This is a genomic window from Afipia sp. GW821-FHT04G03 (assembly GCF_059419985.1).
In genome coordinates, this window is the sequence record NZ_JBWKSV010000001.1 from 788708 (window position 1) to 811862 (window position 23155).

Consider the following 23155-nt stretch of genomic DNA (forward strand, 5'->3'; position numbering starts at 1 on the left):
GCATCTTGCGATGCACCATTTTAGAAGGCCTTGCACGTTTCGTTTGATCCGGGACGTGCGACGAAAGCGCGGCTTGCTTTGCTCAGTGCCGACGCCCAAAATGGAACCGGAACAAGTGATTTGTCGGGGGAAAACGTGTCATGAGAATCTTCATCGTCGCACTGGTTTTCGCGGGACTTTCCGCAGCCGCCGTGTCGGTGCTGCTCAACACGTTTCAGGAGCCCGGCTACGTCGCGTTCACGACAAGTGGCGCTCGCGTTGGCGATCCCGGCCACAACCTGGTCGGGCCGAGCTGAGCATTAAACCAAGCTTGAGTAGTCCATAAACCCGACGATCTGGCCGGGGTTGACCATGGCGATCTCTTCACCGAGTTCGACCAGCCCGTCGGTATCCACCAGCGAGGAGAGAAGGCCAGCGCCCTCTCGCGGAAACTTCACCGCCTCCAGCGCGCCCTCGCCGCTTTTGCGCAAACTGACCCTGACATACTCACGGCGGCCGATCTTCTTTGTGTAACTAAAGGCGGCGCGCACCGGCATCGGTATGGGCTTCTTTTGTGCCGTCCCGGCCAGCGCCAGAACAGTCGGACGAACGACGTAGGTAAACGTCACGAAGCTTGCCACAGGATTTCCTGGCAGACCGATAAACGGCGTGCCGCCGATGATGCCCATCGCCACCGGGCGGCCCGGCTTGATTGCCATACGCCACAGCACCAACGTGCCTACGCTCTCCACCGCGGCTTTGACGTGATCTTCTTCTCCCGTGGAGACGCCGCCCGACGTGACGATGAGATCGTGACGGGCGGCGGCCTCCTTCAAAGCGGACGCGAGAGAAGCGCGCTCGTCGCGCAAAATGCCGAGATCGCTAACTTCGCATCCAAGCCGCTTCAGCATCGCCGTCAGCATGAAGCGATTGGAGTCGAACAACTGGGCAGCGCCGCGTCGCGCGCCGGGCGACACCACTTCATTGCCGGTCGAAAATACGGCAACGCGCAACCGGCGTCTCACATCAACGCGAGTTAACCCCAATGCCGCGATGAGAGCGATGTCTTGCGGCCGCAACTGCCGCCCCGCCAACAACGCATCATGGCCCTCGGGAATATCCTCGCCCACGGGCCGCACATTGGCGCCCGCCTTGAGGCCGGGCGGCAGCACGACTTTGCCTGTCCCATCGATCTGCACATCTTCCTGCATGAAGACCGTGTCGGCGCCCGCGGGCATCGGCGCACCAGTGAAAATGCGAACCGCTTCGCCGGGAGCGATTGCATTCAAACCTGACGACCCTGCCTGAACGCGTCCGGACACTGAAAACGCCTGCTCGCCTGCGCGGGGCAGATCGGCGCTGCGCACCGCATATCCATCAACGGCTGAGTTGGTGAATGGCGGCAACGCCAGCGGCGCTCTGATGTCTGATGCGAGGACACGGCCATCGGCGTCAGCAAGATCGGCCCATTCGGTCTCCGTTACCGAGCTGACGCGGGCCGCGATCGTGGCAACGGCGTCATCGACCGACATCATCGGACCGCCGAACGCGAAACAATCATCGGAGAGTTGGGCCATATCGTCAGGCTCCCGCGGCCTCTCGCACGGGTAAATCTTCAATACGCACCGCCAAGGCTCGCATCATGCGCGCGATCGCTGCGATGTCATCGAGATGAGCCGATGGCAACCTCGTTTCGACCGAAATATCGGCGGCCACACCGACGATCGTCGTATCCTTCGGAAACATCAGCGGCTTGCCATTCGCGGCGCGATGAACCTCGATCTTGGGATGCGGATCAGCCTTGAAGCCCTCAACGATCAGGAGATCCACCGGCGACATCCTCGCCAGCAGCTCGGCGAAGGGAGGCTCAGGCGCGCCACGCAATTCGTGCATCAAGGCCCAGCGGCGTCCCGACGAAATCAGGACCTCGGTTGCGCCAGCCTGCCGATGCAGCCAGGAATCCTTGCCGGGAACATCGACATCGAAATTGCTGTGGGCGTGCTTCATCGTTGAGACACGCAAACCTTCGGCGATCAGATGCGGGATCAGCCGCGCAAGCAGCGTCGTCTTGCCTGCCCCGCTCCACCCCGAAAGACCTATCACCTTCATGCCGCACTCCAAAAACTCAAAGAGACCGCCCGACCATGCCGGACAGTCCCTTTATATAGATATGCGCCTGATCGATAGCTTGAATTATTCGGCTGGCATGGGCCGCGTGCTGCCGGTATCGGGCGCACGGCCCTTCGCCTGCTCTTCCTCGACCCAGAGAGAATGATGCTCCTTGGCCCAGTTGAGGTCCACCTCGCCCGTACCCATGGCATCGAACGCGCCTTCCATGCCGACCGTCCCGATATAGATGTGGGCCAGCATGGCAGCGATAAAGAGCATGGCGATCACAGCATGGATGACCGTCCAGAACTGCAGCGCCGTGACGTTGGCGGGGATATAGGGGAACAGCAGGAACCAGCCCGACAGCGACATCAGCACGCCGCCGATCATCACGATCCAGAAGATTCCCTTCTGACCGGCATTGAAGCGCTTGGCCGGCGGATGCTCGCCGTTCTTCAACATACCGCCGCCCTTCCTGATCCATACAAGATCAAGCTTCCCCGGAATGTTATCCTTGATCCAGATCAGGAACATGATCACGAGGCCGAGCATGAAGGGGAATGCCAGGTAGTTGTGAGCAATCTTGCCCCAGGCCGTCAGCGTCGAGAACGCTTCCGCGCCAAACAGCGGCAGGATCAGCACGCGCCCGAAGCTGATGTTCAAACCGGACAGCGCAAGAATGATGAAACAGGTCGCCGTCAGCCAATGCGTGAACCGCTCGAAACTGGCAAAGCGAAGAATCTTGATGCCGGAAAATCCGTGTTCGACGCGAACACGCCCGCGCACGGCCAGGAAGATCGCGAGAAGAGCCAGCATCCCGATGATAGCGACACCGCCGATGATGGGCAATTTGTGACGCTGAAAATCGCGCCAGTCGCGACCGGCGGGCTGAATCAGGCTCGACGCCATCGGGTCCGGAATAGTGATCCTGCCGGTGATCTTGTCGCCCTCTTTCAGCGCCTTGAGAAGCTGGTCTTCATGCACGGCATCGGCGGTAGGCTTGAAGGACAGTTGCGCCCCTGCCGGCTGCGCAAGCACAAACAGCAGCGCCAGAGCGGCACATAGGGCCTTGAGGGTTGAGAGCGAGATCGACATCGGTACGACCTTCCAGTTTCCGTTCAAGAAAGACCTGAGCATGATGCGAAGGCCACTGAACGGCCTTCGGCAACCTGCCCTAGCCGGTCGGTGAATCGCTGTAGGCTGTCTTCCAACCCCACATGCCCGACCCGTAGCCACGCTTCATCACACGCTCCTTGTAGATTTCAGCGATGATGGCGCCGTCACCTGCGAGCAGCGATTTGGTCGAACACATTTCGGCGCAGATCGGCAGCTTGCCTTCGGCCAGCCGGTTGGCACCGTACTTTGCGTATTCGGCCGGGGTGGAGTCTGCTTCCGGACCGCCCGCGCAATAGGTGCACTTGTCCATCTTGCCGCGCGAGCCGAAGTTTCCAACCTTCGGATACTGGGGCGCGCCGAACGGGCACGCATAGAAACAATATCCGCAGCCGATGCAGAGATCCTTCGAGTGAAGGACGACGCCATCCGCCGTGGTGTAGAAACACGACACCGGGCAAACGGCGGCGCAAGGCGCATCCGTACAGTGCATACAGGCCATCGACACTGAGCGTTCACCGGGCTTGCCGTCATTAATGGTGACGACGCGCCGGCGGTTGATGCCCCACGGCACCTCGTGTTCGTTCTTGCAGGCCGTCACGCAGGCGTTGCACTCGATGCAACGGTCGGCATCACAAAGAAATTTGACGCGAGCCATCTTCTATTCTCCTCTCACGCCGTTTGGATCTGGCACAGGGTCGCCTTGCCCTCGTGCATACCGGTGACCGGATCGTAGCCGTAGGTGGTGATCGTGTTGACGCTTTCACCGAGCACGATCGGGTCTGCGCCCTTCGGATACTTGGAGCGCTGATCAACACCCTGGAACCAGCCCGCGAAATGGAAGGGCATGAACGCTACGCCCTTGCCGACGCGATCGGTGACCAGCGCCTTGACGCGTGCCTTCGATCCGTTTTCCGGGCCCGTCACCCAGACCCAGCCGCCATCCTTGATGCCTCGTTCGGCGGCATCGGACGTATTGACCTCGACGAACATGTCCTGCTGCAATTCAGCAAGCCAGCGGTTGGATCGCGTTTCTTCGCCGCCGCCCTCATATTCCACCAACCGTCCAGAAGTGAGGATGATCGGGAATTGCTTTGCAAGTCCCTTGTCCACCGCCGCCTTCTGAATCGAGAAGCCGAGATTGGCCATGCGGAACTGGCGTCCGTCAGGACGTGTCGGATACTTCGCAACCAGCTCAGGACGCGGTGTGTAGATCGGCTCGCGATGGACCGGCACCGGATCGGGAAGATTCCACGCCACCGCGCGGGCCTTACCGTTGCCATACGCCATCACGCCATGCTCGAGCGTGACCCGGATGATGCCGCCGGACAGATCGACTGCCCAACCCACGCCGTCCGGATTGTTGCCGCCGATCTTGTTGATGGTGGCAAGTTCAGCTTCGGTGAGGTCCTTGTCCCAACCGAGCTTCTTCAGCACGCCATAGGTAAACTCCGGATAACCATCGGTCAGTTCCGAGCCCTTGCTGTAGGAGCCTTCGGCCAGAAGATTGACGTTCTTCACCGAACCGTCGGCTTGTTTTTCTTCGTACACCACACCGAAGCGCGCGCGGAACGTGCCGCCGCCATCCTTCGCATGAAGGTTCGTGTTGTAGAGCGTATGTGTTCCCGGATGCTTGATCTGCGGCGTACCCCAGCACGGCCACGGCAGGCCGTAATAATCGCCGCCGATCTCCGGCTCATCCTTCTTGGCCCGTAGCGTCACCAGGTCGAACTTACCCTGGTTCTTCATGTGCGCCTTGAGGCGCTCCGGCGACTGTCCGGAATAGCCGGTCGAGAAGCCACCACGATTGATTTCCCGCAGCACGTCTTCCGGGATCGGGCGATTGTTTTCCACCTTGATGTTCTTGAACATCGGGTCGGCGAAGCCGAGCTTCTTCGACAGCCGGTAGATGATTTCGTAATCGTCTTTCGATTCGAAAATCGGTTTGACGATCTGCTCGCCCCACTGGAGGGATCGGTTCGAGGCTGTGCGTGAACCCGACGTCTCGAACTGGGTACACGCGGGCAGCAGGTACGTGCCGTTCTTGCGCTCGGAGATTGCTGCGAAGGTGGTGGGATGCGGATCCGCGACCACCAGCAGTTCGAGCGCTTCAAGGCCCTTCACCATTTCGGTCATTCGCGGGATGGTGTTGCCACCGTGCCCCATGATGACGACACCCTTCACGGTGTCGCGCTGATCGACATCATCGGGCTTGGCAAGCGTCGCATCGAACCAACGGGTCCACGGGATGCCCGGCAATTCCATGTTCTGCTTGCGGGTACGGGCCGGACGTCCAGCCTTAGCAGGCACCTCATCGAAGCGCGCCTGCAGATAGTCGTAATCGACCTCCCAGACCCGGGCCCAATGCTTCCACGCGCCTTCGACTAGACCGTAATAAAGCGGCAGCGACGTGATATCGAGGCCGATGTCGGTTGCGCCCTGCACATTGCAGTGGCCGCGGAAGATGTTGGCCCCTCCTCCGAACACACCGACGTTGCCCGTGGCGAGAAGCAGGTTGCAATAGGCGCGGACGTTCGCTGTGCCGACGGTGTGCTGCGTGCCGCCCATGCACCAGATAAATGTGGACGGACGCACCTTTGCGAAAGTCTCCGCGACCTTCTTCACCTGTTCACCGGGGATACCCGTGACCCGCTCGACTTCTTCAGGCGTCCACTTCGCGACTTCGGCGCGAATCTGGTCCATCCCGTAAACGCGTTGAGCGATGTATTCCTTGTCTTCCCAGCCATTGGCGAAGATGTGATGGAGCATGCCCCAGATCACCGCGATGTCGGTGCCGCTGCGGAACCGGACATATTCCGTTGCGTGCGCGGCGGTGCGCGTGAAGCGCGGATCCAGTACGAAGACGTTGGCGCGGTTGATTTCCTTGCCGGTCAGAATGTGCTGGAGCGATACCGGATGAGCTTCGGCCGCATTCGATCCCATGAAGACGATCGTCTTCGAGTTGCGAATATCGTTGTAGGAATTGGTCATGGCGCCGTAGCCCCATGTATTGGCTACGCCGGCGACCGTCGTCGAGTGACAGATGCGCGCCTGATGGTCGATCGAGTTGGTGCCCCAGAACGCGGCGAACTTGCGGAACAGGTAGCCGCCTTCATTGGAGAACTTGGCCGAACCGAGAAGATACACGGAGTCGGCGCCGGACTTGGCGCGAATCTCGAGCATCTTGTCGCCGATTTCATTGATGGCCTGATCCCATTCGATCTTCTGCCATTCGCCGTTGACCAACTTCATCGGGTATTTCAGGCGGCGGTCGCCGTGCACCAGTTCGCGAACCGACGCGCCCTTGGCGCAATGCGAACCCCGATTGATCGGGCTATCCCATGCCGGTTCCTGGCCGACCCAAACGCCGTTCTGCACTTCGGCGATCACCGTGCAGCCCACCGAACAGTGTGTGCAAACGTTCTTTTTGATCTCGGTCGGCGCGCCGACAATCTTCGGACCGGCCTGCGCCTTGCGCACCGATCCGAGCGGCGACAATCCGATCGCAGCGCCTGCGCCCGCCACCAAACCGGAACGGCGCAGAAACGTGCGGCGATCAAGAACGCCTGAAGCCAGTCCAGCGGCGATACCCTGCAACCGCGCGCGTCCGGCCGATCCTTCTTTTCGCTTGATCAACATGTGCGTGCTTCCATCAATAGCGGTTGACGCGATAGTAGTCCTTGACGTGAGCGGTTTCCTTGTAGCGGGCCTTGACGCGCTCGGCCTGCGACTCGTCCGCTTCAGCTTCGCTGCTCGCCATCGGCACGACCGCAGCGGCAGCGACGGCCGATCCGCCCATCATGAAGAACCGGCGGCGGTCGAGCCCCTTCGTGTCGGGCATCTTGATCTTGGACGGTTTGCTCATCGCGATCTCCTTCCAGTCGATTCCGTTTTGCGTTCCCGCTTCACTCGGACAGCGTGAAAGCTTCTGATTCCAGTTCCATAAAGACGCGCCCGACGCGGCCGACCGCGCGGTAAAATTTGGCGGATTGCGACATCTCGAGATCGGCAAACATTCGCGCCGCCCATGGCTTGAGATGCCGCTCGAAAAATCGTGCCTGCATGGCGAAGTCCGCATCGAACTCCCCGCGAGCGAGACCGGCCATGACTTCAAGCAGGATCGCGATGTGATCTTCCGGCTCGCGCGACAGTCCTGCTCGCTCGATTCCAAGCAAATCGAAGTCTTCACGGACGCGCGCCAAGGGACGCTCGTGAAGAAAGCCGGTCAGATAATACGAGGCGTAGGGCAGCAACTCGCCGCGACCCAGACCAATGAACAGATCGAAAAATTCCCTGCTGGCCGCGTGCCCGTCCATCTCGGCCGCTGTGGCCAGTTCGACATGGGCCATGCCGAGATCAGACGCGTCGCCTTTGATCGTTGCAACGCGCGAAAGCGTTTCCGTGTCGGGCGCCTTGCCGAGCAACAACGAAAGCAACCCGTACTCTGCAGCGCGAAGCTGATCGATTTCATCAATTTTAGATGTCGATAACACGTCAGCCCCCGCTGATCCGTAGAGATCGGGACGAAGGATGAAACGCGGAACGCTGGTGAGCGCCTCGATAGTCAGGACTCGTTCCGCTGGAATGCGCGACCAGGCCGAAATCGAAGGCTGCGAAATACCCACAGCTCTCGCCAGCGATGCAACACCGCCTGCTGCTTTGATTGCCTGCTCTAAACCGGCGTCCCGCATGGTGCGAACCGAGTTCCCCCCACCCGTGCCTTCAAACGAGGCATCTTCGTTCACTAGAACTGTTCTAGTTCTAATGTGTACCATAGGCTCGTCCTATGTCTCGAAGACTTTTGTCTAAACCCTTGGTTTTGCAGTGCCATGTCGTCGCACCTCTTGCTGCGGTGCACCGACTCCGTCGGATGCAGCACTTCGCGCATTTTCAACCGGCGTATGCTCGGAGTGTGGATCATCAACCGATGCGGGAGCTGAAGCGGTTGCCGCTGCGGACAATCTCACCTGCTGAAGCGGTAAATCCGGCTGAGGATTTTGCAGCGCATCAATATCGACGGACTCGCCGGCGGCATCACTCAGGGGCTGGATCTCCGGTTCTTGCGGAGTGGCAGCAGCCGAATCACTACCCATGATCTGTAAAACCATTTTCGCGATGTCCGTCCCGGCCGCGAGCTCGCTGTTTCCCGGCACACCGCCCGGCGTGTTCCAGTCGTAGGCGTAGTCCAGCGCCGGATTGACGTAGTTGCGGATCGCAGGATCCAGCGCCCACGATTTTCGCAGAGCCGCGTTTCGCAAATGCTCCGGAACGCCCTTGCGCAAGAACCCGGTGATGTCGGTGGTCTCCGTGACGTCCTCGAGTTTCGGCAGGCTCGAAAGATCGAATTCCTCTTCGGCAACGCTTTCGGCAACCGGCGCAGGTAACGCTTCCGCCTTTTCATCGGCCTTTGCAGCCGGATCCCCGGCAGTCGGCAGTTTCGCCTCCTGCTTGCGTTGCGACCAGCGCGACAGGAAGCTCTCGCCACGATCCTTTTCGCCGCCTTTCTCATCCTGGCTCATGTGTCATCCTTCCGCTCGACGGATGGATCGTAGTCGGGCTTACGGTCAACATTCGCACGGTCGCGCTTACGCTTGTGGAACACCTGCTCGACATGGAATTCGTCGACAAACGCGGCGATCCACGACGCAATATCCGGCGGCATCGGAACCGTACCGATGACATCGATGCCGCTCTCGAACATCGCTTCGCCTTCGGTCGGATCGGCGGTCACCTTCGTCAATTCAAGCTCGGGACCACCGTCCTGCCGCCGCAGCGCAATCCATATCCTGGGGGTGCCGTCGGCAAGATTGTCGCGGTAACTGGCCGTATCCGTGCTGAACAACTCGATCGTCGCGCAGCCGGCATAGTACAGCGTCGCATCGCCCTCGCGAGACAGCACCGTCCACGGCGCAGTTGCCGGCACATGCTCGAGAATCGTCACAGGCGACCACATATGGTCGATCCAGGGATTATCGATTGTGCGGCGGCGCAGCACGACGCCAACTTCGCGGGACACCTCGGTCATCGTTATTGCTGACCCTCCCGTTGCCGGTCACTCACGCGACGTTCGCAGCGGACGCGAGCGGCAGGCCTGCCACTAGATTTTGCGGCTTCAGGCGCACCACCTTGTCCGCATCCATCGCCAGAATGAGATAGATCGGTTTTGCACCCACACGTTCATCGACAAAACGCGCATCATCAAAGGTCAGGCGGATTAACGCGACGATCCGGCCTGCTGCATCCGCGCCCGGTGTATCGCCGTTCCATAGAGCATTTCCGATCCGGGTGCCTTCGCTGTCGAGGCCGACAAACCAGCGCCAATCGCGATCCTCGATCGACGCGACCGTTTCAGCCTTCACCGTGACGCCGAGAAGATGAGCGATCCAGCGTTCGATCACGCGGCAAAGTCCGTCGCGCGCCTTGGGATTGCCGCCGAGATTCATGACCATCGCGTGGGCATCCGAGCGCGACCAATAGGTCCACGCGTTGTCGTCATCCATAACGTCGATCTCGCCAAAAGCCTGCTGCGGCTGCAGCATCGCGGTCAATGGCGAGGAATGGATGTCGTGTTGTGCGTTGTGCTGCGCCTCCACGACTTCGGCGTCGGCCAACAGCAGCGAGCCTTCATGAATCGTGGCCTTCTGGCTGCGGTAGAATAGTTCCGCTGCGCGCAGCACATAGGGATCTTCACAGCCCTCAAGCGCATTTCGCAGGATCAGGTGGCACAGTTGCGAGAGAAAGATCGGCGGCAGATCGCTCGCGCCCTTGCGTGCCAGCGACACATAAACGGCCTCAAGCGAGGGCGCCGCGAGAAGCCGGTCGCGAAACGCCATCATGAACGTCCAGTTCTCGCGCGCGTCGGCGTCGGCAAGCGCCGCAATGTCCGCTTTGGAGACCGGCCGAAGCGGATCGGCCAACAGACCGGCGTGCAGCTTTCGTTCAGCGTCGCAGGCGTCATCGGGCGGCATCAATTCCGGTCGCGCGAGGTACGCCATGATCAGTTCAGGGGTCGCAATCAGCCCGCCGTGATCGGCACGGCGCGTCAGGTGGTGACCCGACGCCACCCAGAATTCTCTCATGTCCGATCCGCCTTGATACGATTCGTGTTGTCCAGTCCGAGAAGATCGACCTCTTCGACCGGTTCGTCGCCCTCAATCTCATGGAAGGTAAAGGCCGGTGCATGATGGTGCAATCGATCCGCACCCCGCTCCGTTTCGCGCGGCTTCAGTGTGCGGAAGCGCTCGCGGATCTCACCGTCTTCAACGCTCCGTTGCACCGCCAGAATCGTCTGCGGCGGGTGATCGCACAGGGAAGCAGCAAACGCGACTTCCTCCTCTGCCGCAGCCCTTGCGGCTTCGATATCCGGCGCGCCGAATGTCGCCACAAGCTGCGCCGCCAGCCGGTCGATGACGGCCAGCAATTCAATCTCGGTTGCTTCGGTGACGACGGCCAATGTCGACCAGCCGAGACTGTCGATGCCGAGAAAGCCGGATCGCAGTGCGACCCGCTGCTTTTGTCCAAGCGCAGCAGGATCACTGTTCCAAAACACGAACGCACCCGACACGGCCCATTCGCCGGGCTCGGCTGCACGCTCGAATACAAACGTGTCCGATGGATCCAGCCTGATCGTGCGCGGAAGTTTCATCATCCGCCTCACCCCATCTTCGGAGCGCGATACTCCGAATCGTACCACGCCACCTTTGCGAGGCCTTCAACGAGGCTACTTCGCCCCGGCGGTTCCTTTGGCGCAGGCGTCTTGACGAGGAGATCGCCATTGACGTCGATCCCTCGCCGTGCGCCGGCGGTATCCTTGGCAAGCCGCTCCAGGTAGTCACGCGCCACCGGATCGAAGCCGCGTTCGTTCCATTGATCGAATGCCGTCATGAGATGCCGGGCGAAACTGCCGATCATCGCCTCGGTATCCACCATCTCAAATCCTTCGTTCAACAGCGCAACTCCGCCCGCCGCTTCCGCTTCCCCGACATGTGCCATGTCCGCAGCGCGCAACATGACGCCGAGCACCAGCCACTCCGGCACGTCCTCCTCGCCACAATCTTTTGGCCAGCCAAGCCGCACGCCACCGAGCACGCCGCCGTCGAACAGGATCGTATCCGGCCACGTAAAGCTCACCTGACGCTCCGGCGGGCAATGGACCGCAATGGCATCCGCAGTCGCATTCATGCCCGCAAAGAATGCCCGGCGTGCCGACACCAGCGGCTCGTCCGGTTCGAGCACAACCGCGAACTCGACGAGATCGTAGCGCCGGACCCAAACCAGCGTTCCAGCACCGGCTTCGGCCGCAATGTCGCAGCCATGGGCAAACGCGTCGCCGTACTCGCGAAGCGATACGAGCGTATAGCCCGGTGGCAGATCGAGCGGCGGTTCTGCCCGCGCAGTACGCGAAACCATCATCGCAGAAAAATTCCCTAAGCTCTTTGTATTTGGGCAGTCTATGCTATCTCGGTCAAGGTGCCGGTGCTTGCGCTGATGGCACCTGCAGCACCATATTGTGAGATAGTCGCGCGGCTGAGGAAGGTTCAAGGTCGTAGAGTATGAATGGCGCAAAGTCCCGCCTTCTGATTTGCAGTTGCGAGAAGACCATGCCACTCGACGCGCAAGCGATCGGGCGCGGCTGTGCGGCCAACATGTCGCAGGCGAACCAGCTCTGCGGACTAGACCTCGGACAGTTCAAGGCGGCTCTCGCCGAAGGCGAGCAGATCACCGTGGCCTGCACCCAGGAAGCGCCGCTGTTCAAGGAGGTCGCCGAGGACTTCCCGCAAGTTCCGCTCACCTTCGTCAACATCCGTGAAACCGGCGGCTGGTCGAAAGACGCCGCAGCGGCCGGACCGAAGGCCGCCGCGCTCATAGCGGCGGCCTCGGAAGAGATGCCGCCAATCTCGCTGGTCACGCTGGAGAGCGACGGCGTCGCGCTGATTTATGGCTGCGACGACGTCGCCATCGATGCGGCCAGGCGCCTCGCCGATCGTCTCGATATCACCGTTATACTTACCAAGCCGGGCGACCTGACACCGCGCGCCGTCAATGAGTTTCCTGTCCTGAAGGGGACGATCCGTAACGCGCGCGGCTATCTCGGGAAATTTGAGCTCGCTATCGACGACTATGCTCTGCCGTCGCCATCCTCGCGCAACAAGCTGCTGTTTGGAGCCTCGCGCAACGGCGCGACCTCGACATGCGATCTCATTCTCGACCTCAGCGGCGGCCTGCCGCTGTTTCCGGCTCACGAGTTGCGGCCCGGTTATTTGCGCGCTGATCCGCGCGACCGAGCGGCTGTCGAGCGCGCGATTGCGGATGCAGGCAATCTCGTCGGCACCTTCGACAAGCCGCGCTTCATTCATTTTGAAGAGTCGATCTGCGCGCACTCCCGCTCCAACATTACCGGCTGCACGCGGTGCCTCGATGTGTGTCCGACCGGCGCGATCACATCGAACGGCAATGCCGTCGCCATCGATCCGAACGTGTGCGCAGGCTGCGGGTCATGCGCGTCGGTATGTCCAACCGGCGCGGCGTCCTATTCGCTGCCCAGCGTCGACGCCTTGATGCGGCGATTGCGGACGTTGCTCCAAACCTATCGCAAGGCAGGCGGAGAAAACGCCGTCGTCTTGTTTCATGACGGAGATCACGGCGAACCGCTCATCGGTGCGCTCGCGCGGTTCGGCGACGGCTTGCCGGCAAATGTGCTTCCGGTCCGCGTCAATGAAGTTACGCAGCTTGGGCCTGAAGCTATTGCCGCCGTCTTCGCCTTTGGTGGCGCGGGCGCCGCGTTGCTGACGCGAGCGCAGCCCCGGCATGAGACAGCCGGATTGCATCGCGCCGCTGATATGTCGGGAACGATCGTTGCCGCAATCGGATTCGGTGAAGGCATTGTCCGCGTGATCGAGACCGACGACCCCGATCAATTGCGCGCGATGCTCGACGCCATGCCTGCCGGCATCGCGAGCAGCACTCCCGCGAGTTTCATGCCGCGCGGCGCAAAGCGCGGCCTGCTCGAGACGACATTCCGGGAACTGCATCTTGCTGCCCCCTCGCCTGTCGACGTCGTGCCGCTTGCGTCCGGCGCTCCGTTCGGCGGAGTGCAATTGAACGTCGAAGGCTGCACGCTTTGCCATGCCTGCGTGACCGCGTGCCCCACCCACGCGCTCTCGGATAATCCAGACCGCGCCATGCTGCGCTTTACCGAAAGTCTTTGCGTCCAGTGCGGGCTCTGCGAGTCGACTTGCCCGGAGGATGTCATCACGCTGGAACCGCGCCTTGATTTTCAGGCCTGGAATGCGCCGCTGCGTGTCTTGAAGGAAGAAGAGCCGTTTCATTGCATCGCCTGCGGTACGCCGTTCGGAACCCGGAGTTCGATCGAGCGCGTGCTGTCGAAGCTGCAGGAAAAACACTGGATGTTCGAGGGCGCCAATGCGCGGCGGCTCGATGTCATCAAGATGTGCGCGGATTGCCGCGTCGAGGCCGTCGTCAACGAGAGTTTCGACCCGCACGCCGGGCCGCAGCGCCCGCCGGTGATGTCGACCGAGGACTATCTGCGCGCGCGCGAAGCCAAGAAGAACGATCCGTTCGGATCGCAGTAAGCTGACGCGCCCCGCACGCATCATCGATCAGGAGACCGGATTTGTCCGTCACCCATCCTACCCTGCAGGCCCCCGCGACATCGAAAGCCTCGGGAATTCCCGGCGCCAAACATGTCATCGCTGTGGCTTCCGGCAAGGGCGGCGTTGGCAAGTCGACAACGTCGTGCAATCTCGCTCTCGGTTTCGCAGCAATCGGATTGAAGGTCGGGCTTCTCGACGCCGACATTTACGGACCGTCGCAACCGAGGCTGTTCGGTTTGCGCGGGAAGCCGCGTCTGCTGGGTCCGCGTATGCTTGAGCCAATGGAGCGCTTCGGCGTCAAGGTGATGTCGATCGGCTTTCTCGTCGAGGAAGACAACGCCATGATCTGGCGCGGGCCGATGGTAATGTCGGCCATCACGCAGATGTTGCGCGAAGTCGCATGGAACGACCTCGACATTCTTGTCGTCGACCTGCCGCCGGGCACCGGCGACGCGCAACTGACCATGTCGCAGCAGACGCCGCTGGCCGGAGCGGTCATTGTCTCCACCCCGCAGGACATCGCACTGATCGACGCGCGGCGCGGCATCGAGATGTTCAAGAAGGTCAACGTGCCGTTGCTGGGACTGATCGAGAACATGTCCAGCTTTTGCTGCCCGACCTGCAACCATGTCACGCCGATTTTCGGCCACGGGGGTGCGCGGCTCGAAGCCGAGAAGCGCGGCATTCCTTATCTGGGCGAAATTCCGCTCGACATGGCGATCCGTCAGACGTCGGACGACGGACGCCCTATCGTCGCGACCGACCCTGAAGGCGTTCACGCGAAGCACTATATCGACATCGCCCGCCGGCTCTGGACGTCCGTCACCACCGGCATTGCGGCGAGGCCCGCGCCGCGTATCGTGATCGAGTAAGCCATGACCGAAACACGGATCAAGTCCGGGACCGCGAAATCCCAAGAGCTAAAGCTGAAAGGCGTGTCCGCGCCGCGCGTAATGCCGGACCCGAAGAATCCGCGGCTGACCGAGCGTGTCACCGGCATCGACCAGACCGGCGCTCCGGTTGAGATCAGTGTGCCGGTCGAGCGCCCACTGACGCTTTATCTGAACGCGCAGGAAATCGTCACGATGATGACGATCAACGATTATCCCGAGTATCTCGCGCTCGGCTACCTGCTCAATCAGAACATGCTGAAGCCGGACGACGTCGTGACGGAGGTAGTCTACGACGACGATCTGCAGGTGGTGGTGGTCTACACCGAGCACGGCACCAATTTCGAAGAGAAACTGAAGAAGAAAACGCTCACCTCCGGCTGCGCGCAAGGCACAGCCTTCGGCGACCTGATGGAGGCCATCGAGGGCGCATCCCTGCCGCAAGCCGAGTTGCGTACGTCATGGCTCTATCAGATGACCCATGCGGTCAACACCGCGCCTTCGCTCTATCTCGAAGCAGGCGCTATCCACGGTTGTGTGCTGTGCAAGGAAGGCGAGCCGATCTGCTACATGGAGGACGTTGGACGCCACAACGCGGTCGACAAGATCGCGGGCTGGGCCTGGCGGCACAACGTCGATGTCGCCGACAAGATCATGTACACGACGGGCCGTCTGACCTCCGAAATGGTGATCAAGACTGTCCGCATGGGCATTCCGATTCTGGTCTCGCGGTCCGGGTTCACGGCGTGGGGTGTCCAGCTCGCACGGCAAGTGGGACTGACGCTGGTCGGCCGCACCAAGGGAAAGAGATTTATCGCGCTTTCCGGGCAAGAGCGGATCGTGTTCGACCAGAACCTCGCCTTCGTCGCAGAAGAATCCCCGCGCCATCGTCGCAAAGGCGGCGACGATGACTGACGATCGGCCATCGACGCTTGGCGTGCTTCTCGCTGGCGGCCTCGCGCGGCGCATGGGCGGCGGCGACAAGCCGATGAAAACCATCGGCGGCCGCACCATTCTGGAGCGCGTGATCGCGCGGCTTGCGCCGCAGTGCGACGGGCTCATCCTCAACGCCAACGGCGATCCGGTTCGTTTCGCCTCCTTCGGATTGCCTGTCGTCGCGGATACCGTTGAAGGATTTGCGGGGCCTCTTGCCGGGGTGCTCACGGCGCTCGACTGGGCTGTGGCGCACAGGCCGGATATCGAATGGGTTCTCAGCGCCGCGACGGATTGCCCGTTCCTGCCGCGCGATCTCGTTGTGCGATTACAGCGCGCACGGACCGAGGAAGGCGCGCAACTCGCGGTCGCTGCCTCCGGCGATCAGATCCACCCTGTGATCGGACTATGGAACGTCGCGCTGCGCGGCGAACTGCGTCACGCGCTGGTGGCAGAAGACATGCGCAAGATCGATCGCTGGACCGCTCGCTATAAACTCGCGACGGTGACGTGGCCGACCGATCCGCTCGATCCATTCTTCAACGCGAATACGGTCGAGGATATCGCGGAAGCAGAGCGGTTCGCTGCGCTCGACAGAGGCGCGTGATCCGGATGAGTTACGCCGGCCGGAAACCCACCTGCTCCAGCGTCCCTTGCACATCCGGCGAACTGAGCGCGCGGAGAAACGCCTGAACCGCAGGGCGCTGCTTGCGCGACGTCACGAGCGCGAAATCGTAATGCTCTTCGGCAAACGGAATAAATCCAAGTCCCGCCGCATGAGCGACGGGAGCAATGGTCATGCCCCAGTCGGCACGGTTCTGAGCCACAGCGGCCGCCACCGCATTGTGCGAGCGTGGCTGGTTCCAGTAGCCGTCCGGCCGTGCTTCGCCCAGCAGGCGGTCGATCAGAATGCGGGTGCCAGCGCCCTGATTACGGTTAACCATCAGGCATGACGGGTCTTTCAGCGCGGCCCGCACCGCGTCTTCCACGCTCAGACCTTCAAAACGCTTGTCGCCTGCGCGGTACACGATGCCCTGCATACGCCGGTAGCCCGGCACGAGTTCGAGCCCCCCCATAAGAAACGGCGTGTTGTATGTGTCGGTCTTCTCATCCAACAGGTGGATGGGTGCGAGATCGCATTCGCCGCGCCGCGCCGCCGCCAGTCCGCCGAGACTTCCCACCGAGATCGAACGTACGGACAGACCGGCACGCGCCAGTGGTGCTGTGATCAGATCCAGCCCCGTGCAATGGCTGCCGACGATGACGAGATCCGGCACACGCACATGCGGCGTGAACAACGAGACCTCCGCTTGTGTGCCTGCTGGCATCTGTTCGGCGAGTGCGTCGATCTTCAAGAATCCATCGGCCTGAGCGAACGACGTGATCGCGCCAGAGCCCTTTCCGGTCGGATAGGCAATCAATCCGTCGTCGCCCTCGACCAGAGAGACCATCACGAATTCCGTGCGGCCGAGTTCGGAAGCAACCCGCACCGGCACTTTCGCCGTCACCCGCGCATCGTTGCGGGGTGGCAAGCCGGCGAGACGGCGCAACACCGGCACGATCATGTCATGGAAAGTGAACATGGCCGACGTGGGAAACCCCGGCAGGATGACGACGGGCTTGCCGTCGCATACCGCGAGGCACAGCGGCTTGCCAGGCTTCAGCGCGACGCCATGCGCGACAATGCCGGGCTTGCCAAGCCGCGCGACGATACGATGGGAAACGTCGCCCTCGCCTTTCGATGTCCCGCCCGACAGAATGAGCATGTCGCTGGTTGCCAGCGCCTCGCGCATCACGGCTTCGAGCTTGTCCTCATCGTCGGGAAATGCGCCGAGAAAACGCGCTTCGCCGCCATTCTCCGACACGGCCGCCGTCACGATCGCGCCATTGGTGTCGAAGATCGCCGCGGGACGCAGCGGCTGGCCGGGCTGTACCAATTCGTCGCCGGTGGACATAATCGCCACCCGCGGTTTTCTCACCGCCGGGACACGCGCAACTCCGGATGCCGCGAGCATTCCGATCTCACGCGAACCAATCAGCGTTCCCGCGCGCAGTAAAACCTCGCCCCGCGCGATGTCCGATCCCGCATAGGACACGAACTGGCCGGGTGACGCCGAGCGTCTGATCTCAATTGCGTCACCTCCTGCGGGTTGCGTGTGTTCCACCATCGCAATGGCGTCGGCGCCGCGGGGAATGGGACCGCCCGTTGCAATCGGCGTCGCCGTGCCTTGTGTCACCGGCAGTCGCGGCGCGGTGCCGCAAGCAATTACCTCATCGTTCAAACCCAGGCGAACCGGCAGCGCTTCGCCTGCAGACGCCAAATCGGCGGAGCGTACGGCAAAGCCATCGACATTGGAGCGATCGAACGGCGGCACATCGACGGCCGCCACGACATCGTTCGCCAGCGCAAGCCCGAGCGCATCGGCCAGCGCGAGATCGTCTGCCGGCAGATCGCGCGGGAACAGTGCAGCCTCAAAGCGTGCAAGCGCATCCTCACGCGACAGGATCGTCAGAAATTGATCCTGATCGACGTTTGCATTGTTTGACGACGCCTTCGGCTTGATCATCGTGAAAGTCTCACATCATGTCGCGAAGAGAAAACGCGCCGACTGTTGTCCCGGCTGCATAGCCCTCACTGTCTCCCGGCACGGCGAGCCATGCGTCAGCGCGGGCGATTGCCTCAAGGGAGAGTTGTCCAACGGCAACCGGCATCCAGGCTTCATCCAATTTTTCCAGCAAGACGATCTCCGCAACACCGATAGACGAGGAAATCTTACGCGCAAGCGGCCGGATAAGTTCTCGTCGCGGCGACCTCGCCGTGAGCCGATCCAGCACCGGCTGAACCAGCACCAAACACGCAGCCAGCGCCTGATCGGGAGCGCCTGGAACAGCGATCACCGGCGTCGAGCCGATCATTCCAACTGCCGCGGTGCGCCCGGGCTGGAGTGCAAGTCCATGAATCAAACGGGCTCCATGGACCGCCAGCGCGTCGATCGTTGAATCGGTATGGCCGAGGCCGGTGCCGCCCACAGCTACAATCAGATCGTAAGCGTCGCTCTCCACAGCGGCGGAAATGCTGGACGCATGGCGTCTCTCTGCCTGCAAGACGACGGCACGCGCACCGGCAGCTTTCGCAAATTCAAAAATGAATTGCGAGGATGCGGTATTGCCATCGCCGGACGGCACATTGATCACGCCCATACGCGGAGATCGAACCGGAATGCGATCGAGCCCGGCGGCACGTACTGCAAGCAGATCGAACGCATTCAACCGCTGCCCCGGTGCGATGATCGAACGCCCGGCGGCGATGTCGTCCCCCGCCCGACGAATGCCATGACCGGGAACAGACTCAGCGAGAACCTGAAACATCGGTCCAAGCTCTTCAACCAGATCGGCATCGAGCACGCAGTCACAGTGGGCTGGCATCCGATCGCCCGCCTCAACCCATACCGGCGAGGCGGCCAACGGCAGTGGCGAGTAGGACGATGCGCCGACAATATCCTCGGATCGCATTGCCCAGCCGTCGGAGACCGCGATATTGAACGCCGGATGCGCCAGTTGCAGCGGCGCAATTACAGCCGCAATGCTACCGACAGAGTCCGTAACAGATACAACGACAGGTTCAACCGGGCCCACGCAGTCAAGCAGCAAATGAAGGGCAACATCGAGCGGGGTCAGCGCAGCCGGCAAACGCTGTGTCATCTTGACGCTCGATAGCGGATCGTTCTGCAAAGCATCAACAGCGCGCACCGGGGAACCATCTCAAGCATGGCACGTTGGAGAGGACGTTTCATTCATTCCTTTTACACCCACACAGAGGCTCAAAATGCGCACTCAAATCATCGTTGCTGCCTTTGTGGCACTGTTCGCCGCAACGCCCTCGCCGGCACAAACACCAGCCGCTTCCGACAAGCCCGAAACGAGCTGCAACACCACATCGTCGGCAGGCACGACTTCCGGCAACGCCAAGACCGGTGATACGTCGATGGGCGTTGAAAAGAGCGCCATCCTACCATCCGCAGGCGGACACGCAAATTCCGCCGCTCCCACGGTGCAAAGCGACGGAAAACCGATGGCAGTGCGGCCCGACTGTCCGCCCGAAACCAAGAAGTAAGACAGCCGCTTCAATTTGCGTTCTGAGCCCTCTCCTCAGGACGCCTTTTTCTCGGCATTCGGGAAAAACAGCTGCTTGCCGTTGACCTGATAAGCCGCAATGGCGCCCTGGCCTTCCGTTGACAGGATCCAGTCAATGAAGCTCTGGCCGAGATCTTTTTTGACAGTTGGGTGCTTCTCGGGATTCACCAGGATAACGCCATACTGGTTGAACAGCCGCTTGTCGCCTTCGACCGCGATCACCAGATCGCCAGGATTCTTGAAGGAGAGCCAGGTGCCCCGGTCGGAAATCACATAGGCATTCATCGCTCCTGCCGTATTGAGCGCGGCGCCCATGCCCTGCCCGATTTCGCGATACCACGGACCTTTGGTTGCCTCGATATCGACGCCCGCCTGCTTCCACAGCGCAAGTTCAGCCGAATGCGTGCCGGATTTGTCGCCGCGCGAAACGAACGGCAGTGCTTTTCCCTGAATGGTTTTCAGTGCGGCAACGATATCCTTCGATCCGCCGACGCCGGCCGGGTCGCTTTTCGGGCCGATCATCACGAAGTCATTGTACATGACATCGAAGCGCTTTACGCCGTGCCCCTCGGCGATGAATTTTTCTTCCTGCGACTTGGCATGCACAAAAACAACGTCGGCATCACCACGCCGCGCCGTGTCCAGCGCCTGCCCGGTGCCCTGCGCGATCACCTTCACCTCGATCCCGGTTTTGGCCTCGAACAAGGGCAGGATGTGACCGAACAAGCCAGAATCCTGCGTCGACGTGGTTGATGCCACCACGATGGATTTGTCCTGCGCGGAGACCGGCGTTGCGAATGCCACCGCGAGCAGCGAGAGCGCAACGGCAAAAGATGCTGATCGATGTTTCATAATGTGTCCTTTCGAGTTCAAACAACGAGATCGCCGCGCACGAAAGCCGCAGCCTCCGGCGTTGACGGATTTTTGAGAAAATCTTCCGCTGGCGTCTGTTCGCACACCGCGCCACGCACCATGAAGACAACGTCGCCCGCAAGGCGCCGCACCTGACCGAGATCGTGCGAGGCCATTACGATCTTGATGCCCGACTGCGCAGCGCTCCGAACAATCTCCTCGACGCTGCGCGTGGCCGCGGGGTCGAGACTCGCGGTTGGCTCATCGAGCAGAAGCAGTTCGGGGTCGCGCGCCAAGGCGCGCGCCAGCGCCAGTCGCTGCTGTTCGCCGCCGGACAGCCGACGGGCGGGACGCATTGCCAGGTCCGACAGGCCCACACGCTCCAGCAATTCGGCAGTGCGTGCCGCCACCTTCTCAAGCGGATAGCCGGCGTGGGTCAGGCCATACGCGATGTTAGCGGCCGCAGTCCGGCGCAACATCACTGGCCGCTGAAACACGAAGGCGCGGCGCGTCGGTTTCCTGTCGGCGCGGCCGCCCCATGTAATGCGGCCTTCGGTTGGCACCGCAAGTCCCATGCACAAGCGCAACAAGGTGCTTTTGCCAGCGCCGTTCGGCCCGACCACAAGCGTCGGTGAACCCGACGCCAATGTCAGCGTGAGACGATCGATGATCGTCGTAGCGCCGGCGCGCACCGTGACACGATCGAACGCGACTGGAAGATCTGTCACCGGCGCCCGCATGGTCATCCCGCCTGCCGTTCGGACCAGATTCGTGCGCCCCAAGCCGCTGCGTTGATCGCAAGCACGATCACCACGAGGATCATGCCCAGACCGAGTGCGAGCGGCAGATTGCCCTTCGAGGTTTCGAGCGCAATCGCCGTGGTCATAGTGCGGGTGAAGCCCTCTATATTGCCGCCGACGATCATCACAGCACCAACTTCCGCCGCCGCGCGTCCAAATCCCGCGAGCAGTGCGGTCAGCAGACTGAAGCGCGCATCCCACAGCAGCGTCGTGACGCGACCGAGGGGACCGACATCCATCGCCGACAATTCATCGCGGTATTCGATCCAGAGATCTTCAATGGTTTGGCGCGTCAGGGCCGCGATGATCGGCACGATCAGGATCGCCTGCGCGATGATCATCGCCGTGGGCGTGAACAGGATGCCGAGGTTGCCGAGCGGTCCGGACCGCGACAGCAACAGATAGACCGCAAGACCGACCACGACCGGAGGCAGTCCCATGAACGCGTTGACGAGCACGACGATCGCGCTTCGTCCCGGGAAGCGCATCAGCGCGAGCAATGCCCCCAGCGGCAACCCGACGACCGCCGCCAGCACGACCGCAGAAAGGCTCACGGCCAGCGACAATTTGACGATGGCGAACAGCGTCGCATCGCCGCTCGTGATCAATTGCCAGGCGCTCAGCCCGTCCAGCATGATTTTCCTCCCAATGCCTTGTCCTGCATATTTTTCAGTTATGTCAACGAATTGAATTGAAACAGCAATATGCATATAAATGCAGGATGGATTTCCTGACCACAAGCGAGGCATCCGAGTACCTGCGGCTTGGCGAACGCAAGCTCTATGAGCTTGTGGCTGAAGGCGCGATCCCCTGCACCAAAGTGACGGGCAAGTGGCTTTTCCCGCGCGAGGAACTCGATCGGTGGGTGCTGTCAGGACTAATGCGGCCGGCCGGAATGGCCCCAGCGGATGCGCCTTTGATCGTCGGCGGAAGTCAGGACGCGCTCCTCGAGTGGAGTTTGCGCGAGTCCGGCTCCGGGCTGGCGACGCTTGTTGAAGGAACGGAGAGCGGCGTCGGCCGCGTGCTGCGGGGCGAAGCAATTGCTGCCGCGATCCACTTCCACACGGAACAAGACACGCCGAATTCTGGCAACGACGCCAATATTGCAGCAGTGCGCGCGATACCAAGTTTACACGATGCCGTGCTGGTCGGGTTCGTGCGCCGCGAACAAGGCCTCTTGCTCCAGCCGGGAAATCCGAAAAAGCTCATGAGTATCCCTGACGTTCTCGCGTCCGGAGCCACGATCGCCATGAGGCAAGCGGGCGCAGGCGCACAAATGCTGCTCGGTTCATTGCTCAAGCAACATGATGCGAAGCTGAAGGATCTGCGCCGACTCGATCCGCCGTGCCTGACCGGACCTGATCTCGCGACAGCCATTCGCGCGGGCGAAGCCGATTGCGGCATCGCGACGCGCGCGGCCGCCAGGGCTGCCGGTCTCGATTTTATGCCACTGCTTTGGGAAAACTTCGATCTGCTGATGCGGCAGCGTGCTTACTTCAAGCCTGCGCTGCAAGCGCTAATGACCTTCATTGCGCAACCTGCCCTCAAACAACGCGCGGACGATCTCGCGGGCTACGACACCGCACCGGCCGGCAAGATTCGCTATTTCGCCTGACATTGCGGCTTTCGCCGCATATCCGAACGCTTCCGTATCGGTTTATTGAACCTGATTTTCGTGCTTCGATACGCGTTGCCTAGAGGGAACCACGCGTGCGGAACGCTGACGGGCATG

General features: G+C 61.4%; 23 protein-coding genes and 1 pseudogene. 6 read left to right on the forward strand and 18 right to left on the reverse strand.

Going from position 1 to position 23155, the window contains the following annotated elements; all coding sequences use genetic code 11:
* The first annotated feature begins 140 nt into the window (after positions 1-140).
* A complete protein-coding gene (locus tag AC07UB_RS03860) occupies positions 141-296 on the forward strand; it encodes a hypothetical protein (RefSeq protein WP_492788953.1) in 156 nt (51 codons plus the stop codon).
* Positions 297-299: 3 nt separating this feature from the next.
* Here AC07UB_RS03860 and AC07UB_RS03865 read toward each other — a convergent pair whose 3' ends face one another.
* The 12 genes from AC07UB_RS03865 to AC07UB_RS03920 all read right to left on the reverse strand — a co-directional run bounded on the left by AC07UB_RS03865 (position 300) and on the right by AC07UB_RS03920 (position 11613).
* Positions 300-1556, reverse strand: a complete 1257-nt coding sequence (locus AC07UB_RS03865; protein WP_492788952.1) for a molybdopterin molybdotransferase MoeA — start codon at positions 1554-1556, stop codon at positions 300-302.
* A 4-nt stretch (positions 1557-1560) separates the two neighbouring features.
* Positions 1561-2088, reverse strand: a complete 528-nt coding sequence (gene mobB, locus AC07UB_RS03870) for a molybdopterin-guanine dinucleotide biosynthesis protein B (RefSeq protein WP_492788951.1) — start codon at positions 2086-2088, stop codon at positions 1561-1563.
* 84 nt (positions 2089-2172) lie between these two features.
* The gene (locus AC07UB_RS03875; protein ID WP_492788950.1) at positions 2173-3183 is read right to left on the reverse strand and encodes a formate dehydrogenase subunit gamma; all 1011 of its coding nucleotides are present in this window, start codon (positions 3181-3183) and stop codon (positions 2173-2175) included.
* Between the two features lie 79 nt (positions 3184-3262).
* Positions 3263-3859: a formate dehydrogenase FDH3 subunit beta gene (gene fdh3B / locus AC07UB_RS03880; protein ID WP_028348819.1), complete on the reverse strand. Its 597-nt coding sequence runs from the start codon at positions 3857-3859 to the stop codon at positions 3263-3265.
* 14 nt (positions 3860-3873) lie between these two features.
* Positions 3874-6840 carry a formate dehydrogenase subunit alpha gene (locus AC07UB_RS03885; protein ID WP_492788949.1) on the reverse strand — a complete coding sequence of 989 codons (2967 nt, stop codon included), beginning with the start codon at positions 6838-6840 and terminating at the stop codon, positions 3874-3876.
* Between the two features lie 13 nt (positions 6841-6853).
* On the reverse strand, positions 6854-7066 hold the full coding sequence (locus AC07UB_RS03890) for a hypothetical protein (RefSeq protein WP_492788948.1): 213 nt from the start codon (positions 7064-7066) through the stop codon (positions 6854-6856).
* Between the two features lie 40 nt (positions 7067-7106).
* On the reverse strand, positions 7107-7892 hold the full coding sequence (locus tag AC07UB_RS03895) for a Cro/CI family transcriptional regulator (RefSeq protein WP_492788947.1): 786 nt from the start codon (positions 7890-7892) through the stop codon (positions 7107-7109).
* Positions 7893-8006: 114 nt separating this feature from the next.
* A complete protein-coding gene (locus tag AC07UB_RS03900) occupies positions 8007-8720 on the reverse strand; it encodes a DUF3306 domain-containing protein (protein ID WP_492788946.1) in 714 nt (237 codons plus the stop codon).
* Entirely contained in the window at positions 8717-9226 is a 510-nt protein-coding gene (locus tag AC07UB_RS03905) for a DUF3305 domain-containing protein (RefSeq protein WP_492788945.1), read from the reverse strand. The genes AC07UB_RS03900 and AC07UB_RS03905 overlap by 4 nt, the downstream gene beginning before the upstream one ends.
* Positions 9227-9257: 31 nt before the next feature.
* Positions 9258-10280: a DUF6352 family protein gene (locus tag AC07UB_RS03910; RefSeq protein WP_492788944.1), complete on the reverse strand. Its 1023-nt coding sequence runs from the start codon at positions 10278-10280 to the stop codon at positions 9258-9260.
* Positions 10277-10849, reverse strand: a complete 573-nt coding sequence (locus AC07UB_RS03915; RefSeq protein ID WP_492788943.1) for a DUF6505 family protein — start codon at positions 10847-10849, stop codon at positions 10277-10279. The genes AC07UB_RS03910 and AC07UB_RS03915 overlap by 4 nt, the downstream gene beginning before the upstream one ends.
* A gap of 5 nt (positions 10850-10854) precedes the next feature.
* Entirely contained in the window at positions 10855-11613 is a 759-nt protein-coding gene (locus tag AC07UB_RS03920) for a biotin/lipoate--protein ligase family protein (RefSeq protein ID WP_494652102.1), read from the reverse strand.
* A gap of 140 nt (positions 11614-11753) precedes the next feature.
* Here AC07UB_RS03920 and AC07UB_RS03925 point away from each other — a divergent pair, with 140 nt between their 5' ends.
* From AC07UB_RS03925 to mobA, 4 genes and pseudogenes are all read left to right on the forward strand, one after another.
* Positions 11754-13793 (forward strand): 4Fe-4S binding protein, encoded by a 2040-nt coding sequence (locus AC07UB_RS03925; protein WP_494652101.1) that lies wholly within the window; start codon positions 11754-11756, stop codon positions 13791-13793.
* 5 nt (positions 13794-13798) lie between these two features.
* A pseudogene (locus AC07UB_RS03930) lies at positions 13799-14686 on the forward strand (Mrp/NBP35 family ATP-binding protein); the annotation flags it as partial.
* 81 nt (positions 14687-14767) lie between these two features.
* Positions 14768-15619: a formate dehydrogenase accessory sulfurtransferase FdhD gene (locus AC07UB_RS03935; protein ID WP_492792606.1), complete on the forward strand. Its 852-nt coding sequence runs from the start codon at positions 14768-14770 to the stop codon at positions 15617-15619.
* Positions 15612-16244 (forward strand): molybdenum cofactor guanylyltransferase MobA, encoded by a 633-nt coding sequence (mobA, locus tag AC07UB_RS03940; RefSeq protein WP_492788940.1) that lies wholly within the window; start codon positions 15612-15614, stop codon positions 16242-16244. Before AC07UB_RS03935 ends, mobA begins: the two co-directional genes overlap by 8 nt.
* 10 nt (positions 16245-16254) lie before the next feature.
* On the opposite strand, the gene AC07UB_RS03945 is transcribed toward mobA, so the two are convergent.
* The 6 genes from AC07UB_RS03945 to AC07UB_RS03970 all read right to left on the reverse strand — a co-directional run bounded on the left by AC07UB_RS03945 (position 16255) and on the right by AC07UB_RS03970 (position 22058).
* Positions 16255-18204, reverse strand: coding sequence for a molybdopterin biosynthesis protein (locus AC07UB_RS03945; protein WP_492788939.1), 1950 nt, complete (start codon positions 18202-18204; stop codon positions 16255-16257).
* A 10-nt stretch (positions 18205-18214) separates the two neighbouring features.
* Positions 18215-19339, reverse strand: a complete 1125-nt coding sequence (locus AC07UB_RS03950; RefSeq protein WP_492788938.1) for a molybdopterin-binding protein — start codon at positions 19337-19339, stop codon at positions 18215-18217.
* 132 nt (positions 19340-19471) lie between these two features.
* The gene (locus tag AC07UB_RS03955; RefSeq protein WP_492788937.1) at positions 19472-19645 is read right to left on the reverse strand and encodes a hypothetical protein; all 174 of its coding nucleotides are present in this window, start codon (positions 19643-19645) and stop codon (positions 19472-19474) included.
* 141 nt (positions 19646-19786) lie between these two features.
* Entirely contained in the window at positions 19787-20623 is an 837-nt protein-coding gene (locus AC07UB_RS03960) for an ABC transporter substrate-binding protein (protein ID WP_492788936.1), read from the reverse strand.
* A gap of 17 nt (positions 20624-20640) precedes the next feature.
* Positions 20641-21363, reverse strand: coding sequence for an energy-coupling factor ABC transporter ATP-binding protein (locus AC07UB_RS03965; RefSeq protein ID WP_492792605.1), 723 nt, complete (start codon positions 21361-21363; stop codon positions 20641-20643).
* A gap of 2 nt (positions 21364-21365) precedes the next feature.
* Positions 21366-22058: an ABC transporter permease gene (locus AC07UB_RS03970; protein ID WP_492788935.1), complete on the reverse strand. Its 693-nt coding sequence runs from the start codon at positions 22056-22058 to the stop codon at positions 21366-21368.
* Between the two features lie 86 nt (positions 22059-22144).
* On the opposite strand from AC07UB_RS03970, the gene AC07UB_RS03975 reads away from it, so the two are divergent.
* The gene (locus tag AC07UB_RS03975; protein WP_492788934.1) at positions 22145-23038 is read left to right on the forward strand and encodes a substrate-binding domain-containing protein; all 894 of its coding nucleotides are present in this window, start codon (positions 22145-22147) and stop codon (positions 23036-23038) included.
* Positions 23039-23155: the final 117 nt, after the last annotated feature.